Here is a 22,163-nt window from a genome sequence, read left to right on the forward strand (position 1 = left end):
ATGGCCGCGCATGAATACACAATGCCACGGGCCGAGTTTGACCGGCCGGTAAAGCTCTTGATCGTGGTGGCCCCGTTTTACCGCGACATCGCCGACAACCTCATCAAGGGGGCGGTGGCCGAGATTGAGGCCACGGGCGCAACCCATGAGATCGTCGAGGTGCCGGGCGCGCTGGAGGTTCCCACCGCTATCGGGATCGCGGAACGGATGTCGAATTTTGACGGCTACGTGGCGCTGGGCTGCGTCATACGGGGCGAGACCACGCATTACGAGACGGTGTGCAATGACAGTTCGCGCGGCATCGCGCTGTTGGGCCTACAGGGCCTGTGCATCGGCAACGGCATCCTGACGGTGGAAAACCGCACGCAGGCCGAGGTGCGGGCCGATCCGGGCGCGATGAACAAGGGCGCGGGGGCGGCAGCGGCGGCCTTGCATCTGGTGGCGCTCGCCCGTAAATGGGGCGGCCCGCGCAAGGGGGTGGGGTTCAAGCCCGCCTCCGACGACTACCGGATCGCGGGCGATGCAAAGGACGACCCCAAGGCATGAGCGACACACCCCCCCTGGCACGACCGGGCAGGCACAGCATGAAATCCGCGTCCCGGCTCTACGCCGTGCAGGCGCTCTATCAGATGGAGCAATCGGGCGAGAGCGCCGACACGGTGCGGCGTGAATTCCTCGATTTCCGCTTTGGCGAAGAGGTCGAGGAGGGGGTGGAGATGGCCGAGGGCGATGCTCGGCATTTTGGCCTGATCCTCGACGAGGCGGTGAACTGGCAGGCCAAGATCGACCAGATGACGGATCGGGCGCTGGTGGCAAAATGGCCGATTGCGCGGATTGATCCGGTGCTGCGCGCGCTCTTTCGCGCCGCCGGGGCAGAGCTTGGCCAGCAGGCGACACCGCCCAAGGTGGTCATCATGGAATATGTCGAGGTGGCCAAGGCGTTCTATCCCGAAGGGCGCGAGGCGAAATTCGTCAATGCCGTGCTCGACCACATGGCGCGCGAGGCGCGGCCCGAGGCGTTCTAGCCATCGCCGATCGAGGACGGGGGCAGGCGGTGAGACTGGCTTGGAGCGGTCGGGCGCTGCGCGGCGGCGTGCAAGCACGCCTTGACTCCGCGCCGGGGCCAAGCCTTGAACGGCAGTAACAGGCCCGGTCACAGGGGTTTGGCTGAGATAAAATGCCAGCGAAGCGGAGGGTGGGTTTCAACCCACCGATGCGAGGCGGGGGCACCCACCCTGCGGCGCGCTCTGCTATTCGCTCCCTCTCCCCCGCGCGGCTCGGCACATCATCCCCACCCGGCGGGAAACGTCCCCTCCAGACCGCCCGCGCGCCCCTCTCTCCGCCCTCACACCGGCTTTGCCTCGGGCTTGGGCACCAGCACGCCCAGGGGCCGCCTGACGGCCTCGCGCAGGCCCGGCCCGCGCGGGGCTTGCACGCGCTTGGTGGCCTCGACCATGAGCACACCGCCCGCCGCCAGCACCGAGATGCGCGCGCCCATGCGCTCCCACATGCCCGCCGTGCGCCGCCAGAACCGCCGGTCGGAGGGCGGCTGAAACAGCGTGGTGGCGTGGTTCTCGGGCAAGAACCCGTGGGATTTGAGCTGCGTCTCAAGCTGCGTCTGGCTATAGGGTCGCCCGAAGCCGAACGGCGTGCGATCCGAGCGCGACCAGAGCCCGGCCCGGTTCGGCACGATGAAAAGCGCCGATCCGCCGGGGCCAAGCACCCGCCAGCATTCATCAAGCAGCGCGCCGGGCTGCTCCGATGTCTCCAGCCCGTGCACCACCAGAAGCTTGTCGATATGGCCCGTCTCCACCGGCCAGGCGGTTTCCTCGCACAGGACCGAGACATTGGGCATCCCCTGCGGCCAGCCGATCACGCCCTGCGGTGCGGGCATCAGCGCCGTCACCCGGCGCGCATCGGCAAGGTAGGGCCGTAGGAACGGCACCGCAAAGCCGAAGCCCGCGATGCTCTGCCCGTGCCCCTCGGGCCAGAATTCGGCGATGCGCGCGCGCACGACCTTTTGCACCGCGCGCCCCAGCGGGTTACGGTAATAGAAATTTCGCAGGTCCTGCACGTCGAGATGCATTGCAGTGCCGCCCCTGATCCGTCACTCTGAGCCTAACACCTCATCGCACCGGGGAACATAGCATGAGCCTGCAAATCCTCACCATCCCCTGCCGCGCGGATAACTACGCCTATCTCGCGAACGATCCCGCCACCGGGGCCACCGCCGTCATCGACACGCCCGAGGCCGCGCCGATCCTCGACGCGCTGGCGCGCACCGGCTGGCGGCTGACGGATATCGTGCTGACCCATCACCACCATGACCATGTCGAGGGGCTGGACGAAGTGCGGGCCCACGCCCCCGCCCGCGTGATCGGCGCCGCCGTGGATGCCCACCGCCTGCCGCCACTCGATATCGCGGTGGCCGAGGGCGACAGCGTGAGCATCGGTAACGAGACGGGCCGCGTGATCGACGTATCGGGGCATACGCTGGGCCATATCGCGGTATATTTTGCGGACAGCGCGGCGGTTTTCACCGCTGACAGCCTGATGGCGCTGGGCTGTGGGCGGGTGTTCGAGGGCACGATGGAACAGATGCACGAAAGCCTCGGCAAGCTCGCGGCGCTGCCGCCCGCGACGCTGATCTATTCCGGCCATGAATATACCGAGGCCAACGCCACCTTTGCGCAGAGCGTTGACCCCGACAACCCCCGGCTGGCAGAGCGCGCCCGTGAAATCGCCGAAACCCGCGCCGCCGGGCGGCCCACAGTGCCCGCCCCGCTCGCTCTTGAACTGGCGACCAACCCGTTTTTGCGCGACCATGATCCGGCGATCCGCGCACATCTGGGCATGACAGGGGCCACCGATGCCGAGGTTTTCGCCGAAATCCGCCGCCGAAAGGACAGGTTTTGACGCACATGTTACGATCATCACGCGATTCCCTCGCGAAAAGTGACGCCGTTTGATAAAAAACTTCTTGAAGACGGGGCGTCGTCGACCAAACTTTAAGGTATTGAGGCCAAGGTTGTCGGGGAGCAGTCCCGCCGGCCAAGATCAGAAGGAGCACCACCGTGCCTTCATTCTCGACCACACTTGAACAGGCGATCCATGCCGCGCTCGCGCTCGCCAATGCGCGGCGGCACGAATTCGCCACGCTCGAACACCTTCTGCTCGCCCTCGTGGACGAGCCCGACGCCGGCCGCGTGCTCAAGGCATGCAGCGTCGACACCGAGGAATTGCGCATGACGCTGGTGGATTTCATCGACGATGACCTCGCCAACCTCGTGACCGATATCGACGGCTCCGAGGCGGTGCCGACCGCCGCCTTCCAGCGCGTGATCCAGCGCGCCGCGATCCATGTGCAATCCTCGGGCCGCACCGAGGTGACCGGTGCCAACGTACTCGTCGCAATCTTTGCCGAGCGCGAATCGAACGCCGCCTATTTCCTCCAGGAACAGGATATGACCCGCTATGACGCGGTGAATTTCATCGCCCATGGCGTGGCCAAGAACCCTGCCTTCGGCGAGGCGCGCCCCGTCACCGGGGCCTCTGAGATGGACGAGGACGGTGCCGAGAAACATGCCGAGACCGACGCGGTTGAGCAGGGCGATTCGGCGCTGGCGAAATACTGCGTCGATCTCAACGAGAAGGCGCGGCGCGGCGATGTCGACCCGCTCATCGGCCGCGATGCGGAGGTCGAGCGCTGCATCCAGGTGCTGTGCCGCCGGCGCAAGAACAACCCGCTCCTGGTGGGCGATCCCGGTGTCGGCAAGACCGCCATCGCCGAGGGCCTCGCCCTCAAGATCATCGGCGGGGCCACGCCCAAGGTGCTGTCGGGCACCACCATCTATTCGCTCGACATGGGCGCGCTGCTGGCGGGCACCCGCTATCGCGGCGATTTCGAGGAGCGGCTCAAGGCGGTGGTGACCGAGCTTGAAAAGCACCCCGACGCGGTGCTTTTCATCGACGAGATCCACACCGTGATCGGCGCGGGTGCCACCTCGGGCGGGGCGATGGATGCCTCCAACCTGCTCAAACCCGCGCTTCAGGGCGGCAAGCTGCGCTGCATGGGCTCCACCACCTACAAGGAGTTCCGCCAGCATTTCGAGAAGGATCGCGCGCTTGCCCGCCGCTTCCAGAAGATCGACGTGAGCGAGCCGACGGTCGAGGACGCGATCAAGATCCTCACCGGGCTGAAGCCCTATTTTGAGGATCACCACTCGGTTAAATACACCCATGATGCGATCCGCTCGGCGGTGGACCTGTCGGCGCGCTATATCAACGACCGCAAGCTGCCTGACAAGGCCATCGACGTGATCGACGAGGCCGGTGCTGCGCAGCATCTGGTGGCGGCGTCCAAGCGGCGCAAATCCATCGGCGTCAAGGAAATCGAGAATGTCGTCGCCAAGATCGCCCGCATCCCGCCCAAGAACGTGTCCAAGAACGATGCCGAGGTGCTCAAGGATCTCGAGGCCACGCTCAAGCGCGTGGTGTTCGGTCAGGACGATGCCATCGTGGCGCTTTCCTCCGCAATCAAGCTGTCGCGCGCGGGGCTGCGCGAGCCGGAAAAACCCATCGGCAACTATCTCTTCGCCGGGCCGACCGGGGTGGGCAAGACCGAGGTGGCCAAGCAGCTTGCCGATACGCTCGGCGTGGAGCTGCTGCGGTTCGACATGTCCGAATACATGGAGAAACACGCCGTCTCACGCCTCATCGGCGCGCCGCCGGGCTATGTCGGTTTCGATCAGGGCGGCTTGCTCACCGACGGGATCGATCAGCACCCGCATTGCGTGCTCTTGCTCGACGAGATCGAGAAGGCGCACCCGGACGTGTTCAACATCCTGTTGCAGGTCATGGATCATGGCACGCTCACCGATCATAACGGGCGCAAGGTCGATTTCCGCAACGTCGTGCTCATCATGACCTCGAACGCGGGCGCGGCGGAGCAGGCCAAATCCGCCATCGGCTTTGGCCGCGACCGCCGCGAGGGCGAGGACACGGCGGCGATCGAGCGCACCTTCACGCCCGAATTCCGCAACCGGCTCGATGCGGTGATCTCCTTCGGCGCGCTGCCGCGCGAGGTCATCCTCAAGGTGGTCGAGAAATTCGTGCTCCAACTCGAGGCGCAACTGATGGATCGCGACGTGACCATCGAGCTGACCGAAGAGGCCGCGAAATGGCTCGCCGATGCGGGCTATGACGACCGGATGGGCGCGCGCCCGCTTGGCCGCGTGATCCAGGAGCATATCAAGAAGCCGCTGGCCGAGGAATTGCTCTTTGGCAAGCTTGCCAAGGGCGGGGTGGTTCGTGTCGGCGTGCGCGACGGCAAGATCGCGCTCGACGTGGAAGGGCCGGTCGCGCGCCGCCTCTCGGGCAAGAAAAAGCCGCCGCTGCTCACCGCCGAATGAGACCGGCGGCGGCCGCTCTCGCGCTGGCACTCTGCGCCGCGACTGCCGCCGCCGCCGAGCCGCCCCGGCTCGGCTTGCCGCTCGATTGCGAGTATGGCAGCTCTTGCGTGATCGAGGATTACGTCGATGCCGATCCCGGCCCCGGCCAGCGCGATTATGCCTGCGGCCTCAAGAGCCGCGACGACCATCGCGGCGTGGATTTCATGCTATTGGATTTCGCAGCGATGGAGCGGGGCGTCGCGGTCCTTGCCGCCGCCCCCGGCGTGGTCGCCGCCACGCGCGACGGGATGGCCGATACCCCCGTCACCGACCAGACCCGCGCAGAGATCCGGGGGCGCGAATGCGGCAACGCCGTGCGCGTCGATCACGGGGACGGATGGCAGACGCTTTACTGCCACATGAAACGCGGCTCGCTCGTCGTGCGGCAGGGCGACCGGGTGGCGCGCGGCGACAGGCTCGGCACGGTCGGGCTCAGCGGGCTGACCAACGCGCCGCACCTCCATCTTGGCCTGCTTCACGAGGGCCGGATCGTCGATCCGTTCAACCCCGAGGGCCACGCCACCTGTGATCCCGCCCCCGGCGCGGCGCTCTGGGACACGGCCCTGCCCTACACGCTAACGGGACTTTTCACCGCCGGGTTTGCCACCGCCATGCCCGATCTGGCCAGCGTGCAATCGGGCCGCGCGCGCGCCACGACTGCGCGCCCCGATGCGCCCCTGATCCTTTACGGCCATGTCTTTCATGCCGAACCGGGCGACCGGCTCACCCTCATGGCCCAGGGCCCAGGTGGAGGCCCCGATGGCGAGATATTCCGCCGCTCGCTCACGCTCGACGCACCCAAGGCCCAGCTTTTCCGTGCCTTCGGGCGCAAGGCGCCCGAGGGCGGCTGGCCTGCGGGCGACTATCGCGGCTATGTCCGGCTCTGGCGAGGCAAAACGCTTGTCGCCACGCGCCACGCCGATATCACCGTGGCGCGGTAGCCCTCACCGCGTGGCCCTCACCGCGTCGTCAGCTTCAACTCGATCCGCCGGTTCTGCGCGCGCGCGGCGGGCGTATCCGACCGGTTGACCGGCTGATATTCCCCGTAGCCATTGGCCGAAAGCCGCCCCGGCGGGAATCCGAGGGCGTCCACGAGGAAGCGCACCACCGACAGGGCCCGCGCCTGGCTTAGCTCCCAGTTATCGGCAAAATCCTCGCCCCGCGTGATCGGCACGTTGTCGGTATGGCCGTCCACCTGCAAGACCCAGTCTATGCCTTGGGGAATCTCATCGATCACATCGCGCAAGAGCCCCGCGACCTTGGCGATCTCGTCCTCGCCCGCCGCCGACAGTTCCGCCTCGCCGGGGGCAAAGAGCACCTCCGAGGACAACACGAACCTGTCGCCGACGATCCTGACGCCTTCGCGCCCGCCCAGAACCTCGCGCATCCGCCCGAAGAAATCCGAGCGGTATTTCTCGAGATCCTCCTTCTCCGCCGCCAGCCGCTCGGCCTCGGCCTGCAAGAGCGCGGCGCGCTCTTCCTCGGCCTGCCGTCGGCGGCGCTCTTCGGCGGCCACCCGCGCCAGCGCGGTGTTGAGCTCGTTGCCAAGCGATTGCAACTGCACCTCGGTCTCTGCCTCGCGCGCCCTGGCATCGTCGAGCAGCGCCTGAAGCTCGGAGAGTTGCGTGCGCAGCGCCGCGACCTGGCTGTTGAGCAGCGCCTGCTGGCGCTGCGCCTCCTGCGAGACGGCCTGTTCCTCGGCCAGCGTCTCGCGGGCCTGCGCCAGAAGCGTTGCCTGCCGTTCGGCCTCGCTCATTTCCTCTGCCGCGCGAGCCTCTGCCGCGCGTTGTGCGACCAGCGCCGCGATGAGCCGCGCGCGCACCTCCTCGGCGTCGAGTGCTGCGGCCTCGGCATCGGCGCGCGCCGCCGTGGCCTGTGCCAGGTCACGCTCCAGCGCGCGGATGCGGTCCTGCGCCTGCGCCAGCGCGGCCTGTGTCTGATCGAGCGTGCCGCCGGTCTCGCCCAGCGCCGCCTCTGCCTCGGCGCGTGCCGCGCGCTCGGCCTCCAATGCGGCCTGCGACTGCGCCTGCCCCGCCTCGCGCGCCGCCTGCGCCTCGTCGGCGCGCAACAGCGCCTGCGCGAGGGCGGCGTCAAGATCGTCCCTCGCGGCCTCTGCTGCCGCCAGAAGCGTGAGCGTTTCCTCGGCCCGCGCGCGCTCTTCTTCCAGCGCCAGCGTCATCGCGGTAAGCTCGGTCTGCGCGTTCTCCAGCCGCTTGCGCAGCGCCGCCGCCGCCTCGGCCTCGGCCAGGCGCGCGGCCTCCTCGGCGCTCAATTTATCCTCGAGCGCGGCCACCTCCTGCCCGAGCGCCGCCCCCGCCTGCTGCGCCTCGGCATTGCGCGCGCGCAGATCGGCGATGAGTGCCTCCAGCGCCTCGCGCCGGGCCGCGGCCAGCCGCGCCGCCTCGGTCTGCGCGTCCACCTCGTCGCGCAGCCCCGCCAGTGCGAGGTTGAGCGCCGCCTGCTCGTCGAGCAATTCTGCGCGCTCTCCCTCCAGCGCTGCGACCTCGCCGCGCGCCGCGTCACGCTCCCCTTCCAGTGCCGTCGCCCGGTCGCGCGCCGCGTCGCGCTGCGACAACAGGCTTGCCACTTGCTCTTCAAATGACGCGATGCGCCCCTCCGCCGCCGCCAGCGCCTCGGCCTGCGCTGTGCGCTCGGCGCGTAGCGAGGCGATCGTCGCGGCCTGTTCCTCGGCGCGCGCGCGGGCATCGCCCAGCGTCGCGTTGAGCACGCCCACCCGGTCTTGGAGCGTGGCGTTGCGGTCCTCGGCCAGCCCCAGCGCCCGCGACAGCGCCGCCACTTCTGATGACAATTCGTCAAGCTTGGTCGCCTGCCCGCTGATTTCCTCGCGCAGCACGAATTGCACCACCATGAAGATCGTCAGCACGAACATCAGCACCAGCAAGAGCCCGGTCATCGCATCGACAAATCCGGGCCAGATCGCGCCCTGCAACCGTGCCCCGGTGCGCCGTGACAGGGCCATCTCAGCCGCCCTCGCCGGACCCGGCGGGCGGCTCGCCCGCGGCCTCGTTCCCGCGCGGCACCACCGGGCGCACCGGGCGCGGCGTGGCCCCGCGCGCCTGCCCCATGAGCCGCGTGAGCGCCGCCAGATCGGCACGCAATTCGGTCATTGTCTCCTGCCGCCCGGCGCTGATTTCCTCGAGAATGCGCAGCATCTGCACGTCGATGGAGCGCAGGCGCATCCGGCTTTCGGCATCCAGCCCCTCGCTGGTCTCGCGCGCCTCGATCGCCTCCATCAGCCGTTCCTGCCCCTCGGCCACGCGTAGGAGCGCCACCTGAACCGGGTTCTGATCGCTCATCCGGTGGGTCAGCCGCTCGATGGAATCCGCAAGCACGCCGAGTTTCTCATCCGTGACGGCGCGGCCCATCTCGGATTGTGCGAAGAGGCCCTGAAGCGTGTCCATCTGCTCGCCCATCTGCTCTGCCATCGCGTCGAGCACATGGGCCGCGCCGCCGCCCTCGCCCTCGCCCTCGGCAAAGCCCAGCCGCGTGATGGTGGAAATCCACTCTTCCAACTCGCGGTAAAAGCGGTTCTGCCCGTGGCCTGCGAACAGCTCGAGCAGCCCCACCACGAGCGATCCCGACAGGCCCAGAAGCGACGAGGCAAAGGCCACGCCCATGCCGCCCAATTGCGCCTCGAGGCCCGTCATCAGCCGGTTGAAGATATCGACGCCTTCCTCGCCCGGCTGCGGCGCGAGGCTGCGGATGGTGTCGACCACCGCCGGGATGGTGGTGGCCAGCCCATAGAACGTGCCCAGAAGCCCGAGGAAAATCAGCAGGCTGACGATATAGCGCGTGATCTCGCGCGCCTCGTCGATGCGCTGCGCCACCGAATCGAGGATCGAGCGCGCCGAGCTTGAGGCGATCTGCATCCGCCGCCCGCGCCCGCGCAGCATCGTGGCCAATGGCGCCAGAAGCGAGGGCGGGCGGGTCAGGTCGTGGCCCGGCACTTGGGCCGCGAATCCCTCGATCCAGCGCGCGGAGCCGATCAGTTGCACCACCTGCCAGAAGGTCGCGATCACGCCCAGCACGAAGACGAAGAAGATAAACCCGTTGAGCCAGGGGTTGGCCTCGAAGACCGGCATTACCCGTGGCAGCGCCAGAACCGCCCCCGCCCCGGTCAGTGCCAGCACGATCAGCATCAGCACGATCTGCCGATAGGGGGTGGAAAACTGCGGCTCGACCTCGCGGTCCGGCTGGTCCATCTGGACGCTCCCGACACGTTGAATTATGCGCCGCACCCTACGCCGCCCGCGCCTTCAAGCCAAGGCTTATCCACACAAGGCGCGCACCCGGCGCACCAGCCAATCCAATTCGCGATCACCAAGGCCCAATTCGCGCAGATGCGCGTCGGTATTGTAGAGATACTCGGTATTGGGGCCGCGTCCGCCCTGCGCGCGGGCGATGATCTGCGCCTGCTCCTCGAGATCGAGCCCGCCGCAATATTGCACATGATCGGGATCGACCACATAGGTCACCGCCTCGACCTCGCGGCCATCGGCCAGCGCGACGGGCAGCCGCGCCTCGAGATAGGCCGCCGAGATCAGCTCGCGCTCGCGCAAGTAGGCCAGCACCTCGTCGGCGCGCTCTGGTGCCGCACGCAGCGCCACGCCGGAACAGGCGGTCTCGGGCGCGCGGTCAAGCGCCAGCACCAGCCCCGGTGCCTCGGGCGTGCCGCGATGGTGGATCGAGCGCATGCAGAAACTGCGCCGATAGCCCGGCAGCCGCGCGATCACCCGTTCTACCGTGTCAAACCCCGGATTCCACACCAGCGAGCCATAGCCGAACACCCACATGCCTTTTCTCCTGTTCCTCGCATCCTGCCCCCTGTAAACACCCTTCGCGAGGGGCATGAAAGGGGCAAGCCATGCGCGCAATTCTCGCCGTGATCGTGATCGCCGCCGCGCTTTGGGCAGGCTACTGGGTCATCGGCAGCCGCGCCACGCTACAGGCCTTCGAGGCGTGGTTCGATGCGCGCCGCGCCGAGGGCTGGCAGGCCGAGACCAGCGCGCTTGACGTGCAGGGATTTCCCAACCGTTTCGACGTTGTGTTCAAGGGGCTGATGCTGGCCGATCCCGCCACCGGGCTGGCATGGGAGGCCCCGCGCTTTCAGATCAACGCGCTGAGCTACCGCCCCAACCACGTCATCGCGGTCTGGCCCGACAGCCAGCGCATCGCCACCCCGCGGGAAAAATTCCGCCTCGACAGCCGCGATATGCGCGCCTCGTTGGTGATCGCGCCCGACAGCGCGCTGGCCCCCCGGCGCATGACGCTCACCGCCGATGTGCTGCGCATCACCCCCGAGGCGCGTCCCGCCGAGATCACCGCGCTTTCGGCGCTCAGCCTTGCCGCCGAGCGAGAGGAGGGGGCCGCCTATCGCCTTGGCCTGCGCGCCGAGGGGCTGACCCTCGCCGCGCCCGTGCGCGCGCGGCTTGACCCCGAGGGCCGCCTGCCCGACCGTATCAGCGGCTTTGCCGCCGATGTCACCGCAACCTTTGACAAGCCCTGGGATCGCAGCGCCATCGAGCGCGCCCGCCCGCAGCCCACCCATATCCGCGTGCGCCTTGCCGAGGGGCGCTGGGGCGATCTGCACCTCCAGGCGGCGGGCGAGGTGGATGTGACGCCCGAGGGCTGGCCCGAGGGTGATATCGCGCTCAAGGCGCGCAACTGGCGCGAGATCGTGACGCTTCTGCGCGTGGCGGGGGTTCTGCCCGAGAGCCTCGCGTCGAGCGTGGAATCGGGGCTTGGCATGATGGCGCGCATGGGCGGCAATCCCGACACGCTCGATATTTCCCTCGGGTTTGGCGGCGGGCGGATGTGGCTTGGCCCCGTGCCGCTCGGCCCCGCGCCGCGTCTGCGCCTGCGCTGAGCGCGGCAGGGGGATTGGGCCGGCAGGTGGGGGCGCTCAGCCCTTGCGACGGATGCCGATGCGGCTGCTCACGCCCTCGGGGCGGGGCAGGGCGGCATGGGCGCGCGCCATCCCGGCCACCCGCGCGGCGATATCGGCGGGCATGGGCGCGACGCGCGGCCCGGACATGTCTATATGCAGCGTGAGGCTCTCGCCGGTGGCCGCGCACCAGCCGTCTTCGTGGAACAGTTCCTGAAAGAAATGCAGGCGCTTGTCGTCATGGTCCAGAAGCTGGAAACTGCTGCGCAGCCGGTCGCCAAGCTTGACCTCGCGCAGGTAGCGGATGTGAAACTCGGCCGCGTAGGTCGTCAGCCCCCGTGCCGCCACGTAATCAGGGCCGAAGCCCATCTCGGCAAATGCCTCGTCGGCGCAGCGATCCATGAGCACGGTGTAATAGCCCATGTTCATATGGCCGTTGAAGTCGATCCAGCCCTCTTCGACCCTGTGATAGCTGGAGAGAAAAGGCATTTGGTCAGACATGGGGCCACCTGTTTCGCGTCGGATACAGGCGTGTTTTAGGGGGTTTTCCGGCACGATGGCAATGATGTCGACGCGCACGCCTGCGCGCGTCGGGTCACGCCCACGGCCCCCGTGCGGGCTCTTTCGAATTTTATGCATTTTCCGGGGGGCTGTTAAGGGGCTGTTGACCGGCGGCGGCGAGGGTTGTGCCAAACGGAGGACCGCATGGCCATCGCAGCCGACTTGCCGATCGACACCCATGCCAGCGCGCTGGATATGGCCAATGCCATGTTCGGCAACGGCATCACCGTGACGGGCGCGAGCTATCAGGGGGCGGCGCAGGCCTCGGGCATCTATTCGCAGGGTGACAGCATCGCGCCGGGCGTCACCCCGTCCGATAGCGGCGTGATCCTGTCCACGGGCCGCGCCACCGATATCACCAACAGCACGGGCGACGCCAATATCTCTTCTGGCACCTCGACCAGCAATTTCACCGCAGGCGATACCGGGCTGAGCGCGGTTTCGGGGCAGGCGACCTTTGATGCCGCCATTTTCGAGGCCGATTTCATCCCCGAGGGCAGCACGCTCACCATGCAGGTGGTATTCAGCTCCGAGGAATATCTCGAATATGTCAATTCGGGCTTCAACGACGCGGTGGGCATTTGGGTCAATGGCGAACCGGCGGTGCTCACGGTGGGCAGCGGCGATATCACGATCAACAACATCAACGACGAAAGCAATTCCAACCTCTATCTCGACAACCCCGCCAGCGGCGATGTGTTCAACACCGAGATGGACGGGCTGACCGTCACCCTCACGCTCAAGGCCCCGGTCACGCCCGGCGAGGTCAACACCATCCGCATCGGCATCGCCGATGGTGGCGATGACGCCTTTGACAGCAACCTGCTCATCGCCGGCAACTCGGTGCAGACCGCGCTTGTGGCGGGCGATGACGCGCTCGAGCTGCGGCTCGGGCAGGAGGTGGAGGCCGATCTTCTCGCAAATGACCAGAGCGCGGCAGTCGGCACGCTGACCATCACCGCCATCAACAACCAGCCGGTGAGCGTGGGCGATATCGTGGTGCTGCCCTCGGGCGAGGCGATCACGCTGACGCCCAGCGGCATGGTGCTTGCCGCCAGTGCCGAAAATCCCGACGACAGCACGTTTTCCTACGAGGTGAGCGACGACGCGGGCAATACCGATATCGGCTTTGTCACGCTGACCACCACGCCCTGTTTCGTTGCCGGAACGCTGATCGACACGCCGCGCGGCCCCATCCCGGTCGAGGCGCTGCGCCCCGGCGATCTGGTCGAGACCCGCGATCACGGGGCGCGGGTGCTGCGCTGGCTGGGCATCAGCACGCGGCGCGCGGCGGGGGCGGATGCGCCGGTGCGGATCGGCGCGGGCGCGCTGGGCGATCACGCGACGCTGGAGCTGTCGCCAAACCACCGGGTGCTGATCGCGGATGCGCGCGCGGAGCTGCTCTTTGCCGAGGCCGAGGTGCTGGTGCGCGCGCGCGACCTCGTCGGGCGGGCAGGGATAGCGCGGCGCGAGGACGGGCGCGCGGTGCGCTATGTCCACCTGCTGTTTGATCGCCACGAGATCCTGCGCGGGGGCGGGCTGTGGAGCGAGAGCTACCATCCCGGCCCGGAAACGATGACCGGTTTCGACGCGCAGGCCGAGGTGGAATTGCGCCGCCTCTTCCCGGACCTCTTCGAGGGGATCGGGCCTGCGCGCTATGGACCCGCCGCGCGCCGGGTGCTGCGCCGCCACGAGGCGGGGCTGCTTGGCGGATCGGGGAGGGGGCTGTCTGGCCCGGTCCAGCCAAGGGCAAGTCCGATAAGTGGCTGAGCGGCAGATATGCAAGGGCGACAGTCAGGGCAGGCATCGGTCTGGCTGTAAGCTGCCGGGGGCCAATGGGGGCAACGGTAGCGTATCAGCGAGGCATCGGGGGCGCAAAGCCGGGTTCCCCCTTTGGCGCAGGGCACCACGATTGGGCAAGACCTGTCAGGCATGGACCATTAGACTGCCCCCATGATCATTTCGCGCGACCGTGGCCTTGTTTTCGTTCACATCCCCAAGACCGGGGGCACCTCGCTGGCGCAGGCGCTGGAGGCGCGTGCCACCGCCCGCGATATTCTGATCGGCGACACGCCCAAGGCGCGGCGGCGGCGCGGGCGGGTGGCGCGCCTGCAACCCCGCGCGTGCGGGCGGTTGTGGAAGCATTCCACCCTTGCTGATATCGATGGGCTGCTGAGCCCCGACGAGATCGCGGCGATGTTCACGGTGACGCTGGTTCGCAACCCTTGGGACCGGATGCTGAGCCTTTATACATGGGCGCGCGCGCAGGCCTTCGAGCACCCGATGGTGCAGCGCGCCAAGGCGCTCGATTTCGAGGGGTTCATTCGCGCCCCCGAGACCCGCGCCGCCTGGGCCGCGCAGCCCGCGCGCCACTACATGACCGCCGCCGACGGGCGGGAATATTGCACGCTCTACATCCGGCTCGAACAGTTCGAGACCGACGCCGCGCCGCTTTGGGAGCATCTCGGCTTTCGCCTCGATCTGCCGCATCTCAACGCCTCGACGCGCGGCGACTATCGCGCGCGGTACAGCGCCCCCGCCGCCGCCCTCATGGCCGAGATCGCCGCCGAGGATATCGCGCGCTTCGGCTATGGGTTCTGAGGGTTCCGGGCGGCGAATGATTTGATCAAATTGTGTTTCACCTCTGGCCAAGCCCCGCCCCCTGCGACAAGTTCAGCCTCACTGACCTTTGCACCGGGAGCCCGCCATGACCCACCCCCCGATCCGCGTCGCCATCAACGGGTTCGGGCGCATCGGGCGCACGATCCTGCGCATTCTGCTGCGCGAGCGCCCGGATTTCGAGCTTGTCTGCATCAACGAACTCGAGCCGCTGGCGACCTGCGCCTATCTCTTTCAATATGACAGCGTGTTCGGCCCCTGGCCCGGCGATGTGGCCTGCGAGGGCGATACTATGCTGGTGGTGGACGGGCGCGCGATCCCGTTTCATGCCGCGCGCGACCTGAGCGCCCTTGATCTCTCGGGCACGGATGTGGTGCTTGATTGCACCGGTATGGCGGGCGCGCGCGCGATGGCCGAGCGTGGGCTTGCGGCGGGCGCGCGCCGGGTGCTGGTCTCGGGCCCCTCGGATGAGGCCGACACCACCATCGTGATCGGTGCCAACGAGGGCGATCTGGCCGATCAGCGGATCGTCTCTAACGCGTCCTGCACCACCAATGCGCTGGCACCGCTGGCGCGGCTGCTTGATGACGCTTATGGCATCGAAAGCGGCCAGATGACGACGGTGCATTGCTATACCGGCAGCCAGCCCACCGTGGACAAGCCGCGCGGCGCGCCCGAGCGCAGCCGCGCAGCCGCGCTGTCGATGGTGCCGACAACGACCAGCGCGCAGCACCTGACGGGGCGGGTTCTGCCCGCGCTCAAGGGGCGGATCGAGGCGCGGGCGATCCGGGTGCCCACGGCCTCGGTCTCGTGCATTGATCTGGTGGTGCAGACCCGCGCCCCGGTGACGGCGGCGCAGGTGGCGGACATGCTGCGCGAGGCCGCCGCGCGCCACGCCTGGCTGGGCTGGACCGAGGCGCCGCTGGTCTCGTCGGATCTGCGCGGGAGGCCTGAGAGCCTGATCGTCAGCGGGCCGCAGATATCCGTTTCGGCGGGGGGGCTGCTGCGGGTCTTTGGCTGGTATGACAACGAATGGGGCTTTTCGGCGCGGATGCTTGATATGGCGCAGTTGATGGCGCGGCGGGGCTGAGGCCCCCGCCTTACCCGCCTTACCTCAGCCGCACATTGCCAAAGCCCAAGCCGCGCAGCCTTGCGGCCCCGTCGCGTGCCTCTGCCTCCGAGCCGAAGGGCCCGGCGAGCACCACCGTGAGGCTGCGCCCGTCGCGATCAAGCGTGCCGTGGCGCGCCGGAAGCCCGGCCCCCGCCACGCGCCGCGCCGCCGCCTGGCCCTGCGCCGCATCCGCGAAAATCCCGGCCTGCGCGTAATGCGCCTTTTGCCGGGCGGGGGGCGATACCGGCTCAGGCGCGGTTACCGCACGCGCAGGCGTGGAGCGGGTCGAGACGCGCGCCGCGGCGGTGACCGGGGCGGGGCTGCGACGGCGCGCCTCGGCCACGGTGATCGGATCGGGCACATAGCTACCGCGCGTGGAGACGCTCACCCCGGCGGCGCGCTGCGCCTCGAAGCTGGTAAAGGGCGGCTGAAGGCCGGGGAAGTTGTGGATCACCTCTGCCCCGGTGCGCCGGTCGATGAGGCGGCGCGGCACGGTTCTGGTCCACATCAGCTCCATCTGCGCCTTGCCCTCGAATGTCTGATGCGCGCGGCGGGGGTTGAGGCGGTCATCCTCCCAGACCGGTTTCATGCCCGCAGGCACAGAGATGCCCACGAGGCTGGTTTGCTGGCGGGCATAGATGCGCGCGGGGGCCACATAGGTGCCGCGCGGGACGCTGTCGGGCGTGGCGCGCGTGCCCGGCGGTGGCACGGCCCTGTCGCCGCGCGCATAGGTGACGTAATGCGCCGTCTGCGGGCCACAGCGCACCGGCGAGCCGGTATGCTGCACGGTATAGGCCGCCGAAACGCCGGTCAGACCGGCACACGCGGTGCGGCCGGGGTCGGGCGGCGCGAGGCGGCGCGCGGGTGTGGCCGTGGCGCGTGGTGCCGGGGCCTGTGCCGGGCGCACGGGCACCGTTTTGGTTTCGGGCACGCTGAACAGGGCCTTGCGTTCGGGGGCGCGGGCCGTGCGCTTGGGCGTGGTCGCGGGCTTTGCCGGGGCCGGGGCCGGGGCCGCGACGCGGCGTGGCGCGGGTGTGGAGGCTGCCGGGGCGGGCGCGGCAGCGGTGCGGGTTTGCGGCTCGGGTGCCGCAGTCGGGGCCGCCTTGGCCAGCGACGGGGCAAAGCCGCAAAGCGGCTGGCGCGCCCGCGTGAGGCGCGGCACCCATGTCACATTGGCCCCGACCCCGGCCCGGACGAAGACGCAGCCAGCGCTGTCAACGTATTGCGTGGCGGCATAGGACGCTGGCGGAAACTCTGTGGGCACCGGCAGATTGCGCAGCGATTGCGCGCCTGCGGCCCCCACGCCCAGTGCGACCGTAAGCCCGGCGGCCCCGGCGAGGTAAAGCGAACGAAAACCAGACATGTAACCCCCCTCGGTCAGCTTGGGGAAAGGTGCCTTATTTTTGCCATGTAGTAAACAGGGATTGGCTTATTTTGTGCCCGTCCGCAGGCGCGGCGCAGGTGCTGGGCCTTTCGCCACCGATTTCATCGCCCATGATGGGGCGTCGTGGCATGGCTTTGGTGGCGGCCCCGCGCGTGTTGCGGGGTTTGCGCCTTACAGGAGACGTGCTAAGACCGAGATGGTTTAACGCTAAACGATTGCCGGATCGCGCCGCGTCCGGGCCGGGAGGACCCTCATGACCGACAGCCCCACCACCAGCCCCACCGATAGCCAGAAGGATGCCCAGCGTCAGGCGGCGCTTGATTATCACGAGTATCCCCGGCCCGGAAAGCTCGAGGTGCGCGCCACCAAGCCGATGGCCAATGGCCGCGACCTTGCGCGCGCCTACAGCCCCGGTGTGGCCGAGGCCTGCCTTGAAATCAAGGACGACCCGGCGACCGCGCGCCGCTATACCGCGCGGGGCAACCTGGTGGCGGTGATCTCGAACGGCACGGCGGTGCTGGGGCTTGGCAATATCGGCGCGCTCGCCTCCAAGCCGGTGATGGAGGGCAAGGCGGTCCTGTTCAAGAAATTCGCCAACATTGATTGTTTCGATATCGAGGTGAACGAGCCCGATCCCGAACGACTGGCCGAGATCGTCTGCGCGCTGGAGCCGACCTTTGGCGCGATCAACCTCGAGGATATCAAGGCCCCGGATTGTTTCACGGTCGAGCGTATCTGCCGCGAGCGCATGAATATTCCCGTGTTTCACGACGATCAGCACGGCACCGCCATCGTCGTGGGCGCGGCGGCGACCAACGCGCTCCATGTGGCGGGCAAGCGCTTTGACGAGATCAAGGTGGTCTCGGCGGGCGGCGGTGCGGCGGGAATTGCCTGCCTCAACATGCTGCTCAAGCTTGGTGTCAAGCGCGAGAACGTGTGGCTATGCGATATTCACGGGCTGGTCCATGAGGGGCGCGAGGTGGATATGAACCCCGAAAAGGCGGCCTTTGCGCAGGCCTCGGACCTGCGCACGCTGGATGACGTGATCGGCGGGGCCGACCTTTTTCTGGGGCTGTCGGGGCCCAATGTGCTGAAACCTGACATGGTCGCGAAAATGGCCGCGCGCCCCATCGTGTTCGCGCTCGCGAACCCCGCGCCCGAGATCATGCCCGATGATGCGCGCGCGGCGGTGCCGGATGCGATCATCGCCACGGGGCGGTCTGATTTCCCCAACCAGGTCAACAACGTGCTGTGTTTCCCGTTCATCTTTCGCGGGGCGCTTGACGTGGGCGCGACCGAGATCAACGACGCCATGCAGGTGGCCTGTGTCGAGGGGATCGCGGAGCTTGCGCGCACCACCACGAGCGCCGAGGCGGCGACGATCTACAAGGGCGAGCAGCTCAGCTTTGGGGCCGATTACCTGATCCCGAAACCGTTCGATCCGCGCCTGGCGGGGATTGTCTCTGCCTCCGTGGCGCGCGCCGCGATGGAGACCGGCGTGGCCACCCGCCCGATCGAGGATCTCGACGCCTACAAGGCCGATCTCGACGCGAGCCAGTTCAAATCCGCGCTGCTGATGCGCCCGGTTTTCGAGGCCGCGCGCAGCGCCGCGCGGCGTATCGTCTTTGCCGAGGGCGAGGACGAGCGGGTGCTGCGCGCGGCGCAGGCGATCCTCGAGGAGACGCCCGAAACCCCGATCCTCATTGGCCGCCCCGAGGTCATCGCGCGGCGCTGCGAGCGGGCGGGGCTGTCGATCCGGCCCGAGCGCGATTTCAACGTAGTCAACCCCGAGAACGACCCGCGCTACCGCGATTACTGGGAGACCTATCACGGTATCATGGCGCGGCGCGGCGTGACGCCGGATATTGCCAAGGCGGTGATGCGCACCAACACCACCGCCATCGGCGCGGTGATGGTGCAGCGCGGCGAGGCCGATAGCCTCATTTGCGGCACGTTCGGCGAATTTCGCTGGCACCTGAACTATGTAACGCAGGTTCTGGCCGATGCCGATCATTCCCCACATGGCGCGCTCAGCCTGATGATCCTCGAGGATGGGCCGCTCTTCATCGCCGATACCCATGTCTATTCGCAGCCCACGCCCGAGAACCTTGCCGAGATCGCCATCGGGGCGGCGCGCCATGTCCGGCGCTTCGGGATCGAGCCGCGCATCGCGTTCTGTTCGCAATCGCAATTCGGCAATCAGGCCGAAGGCTCGGGCAAGCGGCTGCGCGAGGCGATTGCCATTCTTGACGCCGAACCGCGCGATTTCGCCTATGAGGGCGAGATGAACGTGGATGCCGCCTTTGACGACGACCTGCGCGGGCGGCTCTTGCCCGGCAACCGGCTGGGGGGCGCGGCGAATGTGCTGATTTTCGGCCATGCCGATGCCGCCTCGGGGGTGCGCAACATCCTCAAGGCCAAGGCGGGCGGGCTCGAAGTGGGGCCGATCCTGATGGGCATGGGCAACCGCGTGCATGTCGTCACGCCGGGGATCACCGCGCGGGGCCTGTTGAACATGGCCGCTATCGCGGGCACGCCGGTGGCGCATTACGGGTAGAATCATCGCTTAGCAGCAGTTTGCAGAGAAATTTGCAAACTCTGCCCACTAATGGGTATTGCGGTGTTTGATGCCGAGGCTTTGCAAAAATTTGCAAGCTACCAGGGGTCATTTCTGCAAATTTTTCGCGGCCATCTGCCGCGCCTGCATCCTCGACGCTTGCCGCAGCGGCCTTCGATCCGTAACACAATTGCAACGGATCGGAGGAGGATACGGATGGACTATAACGCGATTTACGAGCGCTCGCTGGCGGACCCCGAAGGGTTCTGGATGGAAGAGGCCGACAAGATCGACTGGGTGCAAAAGCCCTCCAGGGCGCTCTTTGACGAGAACGCCCCGCTTTACGAATGGTATTCGGACGGGCTGGTAAACACCTGCTGGAACGCGGTGGATCGCCATGTCGAGGCCGGGCGCGGCGCGCAGGCGGCGATCATCCATGACAGCCCGGTGACCGGCACCAAGCACAAGATCAGCTATGCGCAACTGCGCTCGCGCGTGGCGCGGCTGGCGGGGGCCTTGCGCGCCAAGGGCGTGGAAAAGGGCGACCGCGTCATCATCTACATGCCGATGGTGCCCGAAGCGATCGAGGCGATGCTCGCCTGCGCGCGCATCGGCGCGGTGCACTCAGTGGTGTTCGGCGGCTTTGCCGCGAGCGAGCTGGCCGTGCGGATCAACGATTGCACGCCCAAGGCGATCATCGCGGCATCCTGCGGGATCGAGCCGGGGCGCGTGGTGCATTACAAGCCGCTTCTCGACGGGGCCATCGAGCAGGCCGCGCACAAGCCCGAGTTTTGCGTGATCTTCCAGCGCGAGGAAGAGGTGGCGAAGCTCATCGAGGGCCGCGATTTCGACTGGCACGCGTTCCAGTATGGCGTGGAGCCCGCCGAATGCCTGCCCGTCGAGGGCAACCACCCGGCCTATATCCTCTATACCTCGGGCACCACCGGCCAGCCCAAGGGCGTGGTGCGTGCGACCGGGGGGCACCTGGTGGCGCTCAACTGGACGATGAAGAACATCTACAATGTCGATCCCGGCGATGTGTTCTGGGCCGCGTCCGATGTCGGCTGGGTCGTGGGCCATAGCTATATCTGCTACGGGCCGCTCATCCACGGCAACACCACCATCGTGTTCGAGGGCAAGCCGGTGGGCACGCCCGACGCGGGCACGTTCTGGCGGGTGATCTCCGAGCACAAGGTGCGCAGCTTCTTTACTGCGCCCACGGCTCTGCGCGCGATCAAGCGCGATGACCCGGAGGCCAAGGAACTGGCGAAATACGACATCTCGCACCTGCGCGCCCTCTATCTCGCGGGCGAGCGGGCGGACCCGGACACGATCAACTGGGCTGCCGAGAAAATGGGCGTGCCGGTCTATGACCATTGGTGGCAGACCGAGACCGGCTGGACCATCGCCGGCAACCCGGCGGGGCTTGAGGCGCTACCGGTCAAGGTCGGCTCTCCGACTGTGGCGATGCCGGGCTATGATGTGCGCATCCTCGACGAGGGCGGGCACGAGGTGCCCCCCGGCACGCTGGGCGCGATTGCCATCAAGCTGCCCTTGCCGCCGGGCACGCTGCCGACGCTGTGGGACGCCGATGCGCGCTATCGCAAATCCTATCTCGACACTTTCCCCGGCTATTACGAGACGGGTGATGCGGGCATGAAGGACGAGGATGGTTATCTCTGGATCATGGCGCGCACCGATGATGTGATCAACGTGGCGGGCCACCGCCTGAGCACCGGCGCGATGGAGGAGGTGCTGGCCAACCACCCCGATGTGGCCGAATGCGCCGTGATCGGCGCGGCGGATACGCTCAAGGGGCAGACGCCGGTGGGCTTTTTGTGCCTGACCAGGGGCGTCAACCGCTCCCATGACGAGATCACGCGCGAATGCGTCAAGCTGATCCGCGATCAGATCGGCCCGGTGGCGGCGTTCAAGCTTGCGGTGGTGGTGGACCGGCTGCCCAAGACGCGCTCGGGGAAAATCCTGCGCGCGATCATGGTACGCATCGCCGATGGGCAGGACTACAAGATGCCCGCGACCATCGACGATCCGGCGATCCTCGACGAGATCAAGACCGCCCTGCAAGGCATTGGTCTGGCGAAGGAATAGGGACGCGCGCCCGTCATCCGCGGGCCGTGTCCGTCATCCTCGGGCTTGACCCGAGGATCTCCGACCCACGAGATCCTCGGGTCAAGCCCGAGGATGACGGCGGATGCGGCTGATGACGGCGGATGCGGCTGATGACGGCGGTGCCCGGCTGATGACGGCGGTGCCCGGCGGATGCGGCGGATGCGGCGGTGCCCGATGAAAATGCCCCCGCGCAGGATGTTGCCTGCGCGGGGGTGGCTCGTCCGGCAGGTGCCGGGCAGGAAGAGAGCCGTGCCTCAGGATTGGCGCGCGGTCAGGATCGTTACCGTCACAGGGGCGGGGACGAGACTTGTTACAGATGCCGGATCGGGGGCGTTTGCGTCCCGCTCCGGATACAGACTGACCCCCGCGACAATCAGGCTCCCGAGAAGAATGATCCTGATGGCGTTCATTACCCGCATGACCTTGCGTCCTTTTCGTCCTTTGGC

The 22,163-nt window shown here is 67.6% G+C and carries 17 protein-coding genes; 11 read left to right on the top strand and 6 right to left on the bottom strand.

What is annotated here, in order from left to right; all coding sequences use genetic code 11:
* A complete protein-coding gene (locus ABIE58_RS09440) occupies window positions 1-546 on the top strand; it encodes a 6,7-dimethyl-8-ribityllumazine synthase (protein ID WP_354544462.1) in 546 nt (181 codons plus the stop codon).
* Window positions 543-1,025 (top strand): transcription antitermination factor NusB, encoded by a 483-nt coding sequence (nusB, locus tag ABIE58_RS09445; RefSeq protein ID WP_354544463.1) that lies wholly within the window; start codon window positions 543-545, stop codon window positions 1,023-1,025. Before ABIE58_RS09440 ends, nusB begins: the two co-directional genes overlap by 4 nt.
* 320 nt (window positions 1,026-1,345) lie before the next feature.
* Here nusB and ABIE58_RS09450 read toward each other — a convergent pair whose 3' ends face one another.
* Window positions 1,346-2,086: a methyltransferase domain-containing protein gene (locus ABIE58_RS09450; RefSeq protein WP_354544464.1), complete on the bottom strand. Its 741-nt coding sequence runs from the start codon at window positions 2,084-2,086 to the stop codon at window positions 1,346-1,348.
* A gap of 62 nt (window positions 2,087-2,148) precedes the next feature.
* On the opposite strand from ABIE58_RS09450, the gene gloB reads away from it, so the two are divergent.
* From gloB to ABIE58_RS09465, 3 genes are all read left to right on the top strand, one after another.
* Complete coding sequence (gloB, locus tag ABIE58_RS09455) at window positions 2,149-2,916, top strand: hydroxyacylglutathione hydrolase (RefSeq protein ID WP_354544465.1); 768 nt, start codon at window positions 2,149-2,151, stop codon at window positions 2,914-2,916.
* A gap of 158 nt (window positions 2,917-3,074) precedes the next feature.
* Window positions 3,075-5,411: an ATP-dependent Clp protease ATP-binding subunit ClpA gene (gene clpA / locus ABIE58_RS09460; protein WP_354544466.1), complete on the top strand. Its 2,337-nt coding sequence runs from the start codon at window positions 3,075-3,077 to the stop codon at window positions 5,409-5,411.
* The gene (locus ABIE58_RS09465) at window positions 5,408-6,391 is read left to right on the top strand and encodes a M23 family metallopeptidase (RefSeq protein WP_354544467.1); all 984 of its coding nucleotides are present in this window, start codon (window positions 5,408-5,410) and stop codon (window positions 6,389-6,391) included. Before clpA ends, ABIE58_RS09465 begins: the two co-directional genes overlap by 4 nt.
* A 17-nt stretch (window positions 6,392-6,408) precedes the next feature.
* On the opposite strand, the gene ABIE58_RS09470 is transcribed toward ABIE58_RS09465, so the two are convergent.
* The 3 genes from ABIE58_RS09470 to ABIE58_RS09480 form a co-directional block, all read right to left on the bottom strand.
* Window positions 6,409-8,430, bottom strand: coding sequence for a peptidoglycan -binding protein (locus tag ABIE58_RS09470; RefSeq protein WP_354544468.1), 2,022 nt, complete (start codon window positions 8,428-8,430; stop codon window positions 6,409-6,411).
* 1 nt (window position 8,431) lies between these two features.
* Window positions 8,432-9,673 (bottom strand): biopolymer transporter ExbB, encoded by a 1,242-nt coding sequence (locus ABIE58_RS09475; protein ID WP_354544469.1) that lies wholly within the window; start codon window positions 9,671-9,673, stop codon window positions 8,432-8,434.
* Window positions 9,674-9,739: 66 nt separating this feature from the next.
* Window positions 9,740-10,264 carry a gamma-glutamylcyclotransferase gene (locus ABIE58_RS09480; protein WP_354544470.1) on the bottom strand — a complete coding sequence of 175 codons (525 nt, stop codon included), beginning with the start codon at window positions 10,262-10,264 and terminating at the stop codon, window positions 9,740-9,742.
* 71 nt (window positions 10,265-10,335) lie between these two features.
* Here ABIE58_RS09480 and ABIE58_RS09485 point away from each other — a divergent pair, with 71 nt between their 5' ends.
* Window positions 10,336-11,337, top strand: coding sequence for a DUF2125 domain-containing protein (locus ABIE58_RS09485; RefSeq protein ID WP_354544471.1), 1,002 nt, complete (start codon window positions 10,336-10,338; stop codon window positions 11,335-11,337).
* A 36-nt stretch (window positions 11,338-11,373) separates the two neighbouring features.
* Here ABIE58_RS09485 and ABIE58_RS09490 read toward each other — a convergent pair whose 3' ends face one another.
* Window positions 11,374-11,856, bottom strand: coding sequence for a thioesterase family protein (locus ABIE58_RS09490; protein ID WP_354544472.1), 483 nt, complete (start codon window positions 11,854-11,856; stop codon window positions 11,374-11,376).
* A gap of 204 nt (window positions 11,857-12,060) precedes the next feature.
* On the opposite strand from ABIE58_RS09490, the gene ABIE58_RS09495 reads away from it, so the two are divergent.
* From ABIE58_RS09495 to ABIE58_RS09505, 3 genes are all read left to right on the top strand, one after another.
* The gene (locus ABIE58_RS09495; RefSeq protein WP_354544473.1) at window positions 12,061-13,686 is read left to right on the top strand and encodes a choice-of-anchor L domain-containing protein; all 1,626 of its coding nucleotides are present in this window, start codon (window positions 12,061-12,063) and stop codon (window positions 13,684-13,686) included.
* 183 nt (window positions 13,687-13,869) lie between these two features.
* Window positions 13,870-14,517 (top strand): sulfotransferase family 2 domain-containing protein, encoded by a 648-nt coding sequence (locus ABIE58_RS09500; protein ID WP_354544474.1) that lies wholly within the window; start codon window positions 13,870-13,872, stop codon window positions 14,515-14,517.
* A gap of 106 nt (window positions 14,518-14,623) precedes the next feature.
* Window positions 14,624-15,625 (top strand): type I glyceraldehyde-3-phosphate dehydrogenase, encoded by a 1,002-nt coding sequence (locus ABIE58_RS09505; protein ID WP_354544475.1) that lies wholly within the window; start codon window positions 14,624-14,626, stop codon window positions 15,623-15,625.
* Window positions 15,626-15,644: 19 nt separating this feature from the next.
* On the opposite strand, the gene ABIE58_RS09510 is transcribed toward ABIE58_RS09505, so the two are convergent.
* Complete coding sequence (locus ABIE58_RS09510; protein WP_354544476.1) at window positions 15,645-17,009, bottom strand: SPOR domain-containing protein; 1,365 nt, start codon at window positions 17,007-17,009, stop codon at window positions 15,645-15,647.
* Between the two features lie 274 nt (window positions 17,010-17,283).
* Here ABIE58_RS09510 and ABIE58_RS09515 point away from each other — a divergent pair, with 274 nt between their 5' ends.
* Both ABIE58_RS09515 and prpE read left to right on the top strand, forming a co-directional pair.
* A complete protein-coding gene (locus ABIE58_RS09515; protein ID WP_354544477.1) occupies window positions 17,284-19,587 on the top strand; it encodes an NADP-dependent malic enzyme in 2,304 nt (767 codons plus the stop codon).
* A gap of 216 nt (window positions 19,588-19,803) precedes the next feature.
* A complete protein-coding gene (prpE, locus tag ABIE58_RS09520) occupies window positions 19,804-21,696 on the top strand; it encodes a propionate-CoA ligase PrpE (protein WP_354544478.1) in 1,893 nt (630 codons plus the stop codon).
* Window positions 21,697-22,163 lie beyond the last annotated feature (467 nt).

The sequence above is a fragment of the Roseovarius sp. MBR-78 genome (genome assembly GCF_040547535.1).
Classification (GTDB): Bacteria; Pseudomonadota; Alphaproteobacteria; order Rhodobacterales; family Rhodobacteraceae; genus Roseovarius.

Bases quoted from the DNA above. Each gene is read 5' to 3' on its own strand.
- ABIE58_RS09440 (WP_354544462.1), top strand. From the start codon at position 1: ATGGCCGCGCATGAATACACAATGCCACGGGCCGAGTTTGACCGGCCG.
- nusB (WP_354544463.1), top strand. From the start codon at position 543: ATGAGCGACACACCCCCCCTGGCACGACCGGGCAGGCACAGCATGAAA.
- ABIE58_RS09450 (WP_354544464.1), bottom strand. From the start codon at position 2,086: ATGCATCTCGACGTGCAGGACCTGCGAAATTTCTATTACCGTAACCCG.
- gloB (WP_354544465.1), top strand. From the start codon at position 2,149: ATGAGCCTGCAAATCCTCACCATCCCCTGCCGCGCGGATAACTACGCC.
- ABIE58_RS09465 (WP_354544467.1), top strand. From the start codon at position 5,408: ATGAGACCGGCGGCGGCCGCTCTCGCGCTGGCACTCTGCGCCGCGACT.
- ABIE58_RS09470 (WP_354544468.1), bottom strand. From the start codon at position 8,430: ATGGCCCTGTCACGGCGCACCGGGGCACGGTTGCAGGGCGCGATCTGG.
- ABIE58_RS09475 (WP_354544469.1), bottom strand. From the start codon at position 9,673: ATGGACCAGCCGGACCGCGAGGTCGAGCCGCAGTTTTCCACCCCCTAT.
- ABIE58_RS09480 (WP_354544470.1), bottom strand. From the start codon at position 10,264: ATGTGGGTGTTCGGCTATGGCTCGCTGGTGTGGAATCCGGGGTTTGAC.
- ABIE58_RS09485 (WP_354544471.1), top strand. From the start codon at position 10,336: ATGCGCGCAATTCTCGCCGTGATCGTGATCGCCGCCGCGCTTTGGGCA.
- ABIE58_RS09490 (WP_354544472.1), bottom strand. From the start codon at position 11,856: ATGTCTGACCAAATGCCTTTTCTCTCCAGCTATCACAGGGTCGAAGAG.
- ABIE58_RS09495 (WP_354544473.1), top strand. From the start codon at position 12,061: ATGGCCATCGCAGCCGACTTGCCGATCGACACCCATGCCAGCGCGCTG.
- ABIE58_RS09500 (WP_354544474.1), top strand. From the start codon at position 13,870: ATGATCATTTCGCGCGACCGTGGCCTTGTTTTCGTTCACATCCCCAAG.
- ABIE58_RS09505 (WP_354544475.1), top strand. From the start codon at position 14,624: ATGACCCACCCCCCGATCCGCGTCGCCATCAACGGGTTCGGGCGCATC.
- ABIE58_RS09510 (WP_354544476.1), bottom strand. From the start codon at position 17,009: ATGTCTGGTTTTCGTTCGCTTTACCTCGCCGGGGCCGCCGGGCTTACG.
- ABIE58_RS09515 (WP_354544477.1), top strand. From the start codon at position 17,284: ATGACCGACAGCCCCACCACCAGCCCCACCGATAGCCAGAAGGATGCC.
- prpE (WP_354544478.1), top strand. From the start codon at position 19,804: ATGGACTATAACGCGATTTACGAGCGCTCGCTGGCGGACCCCGAAGGG.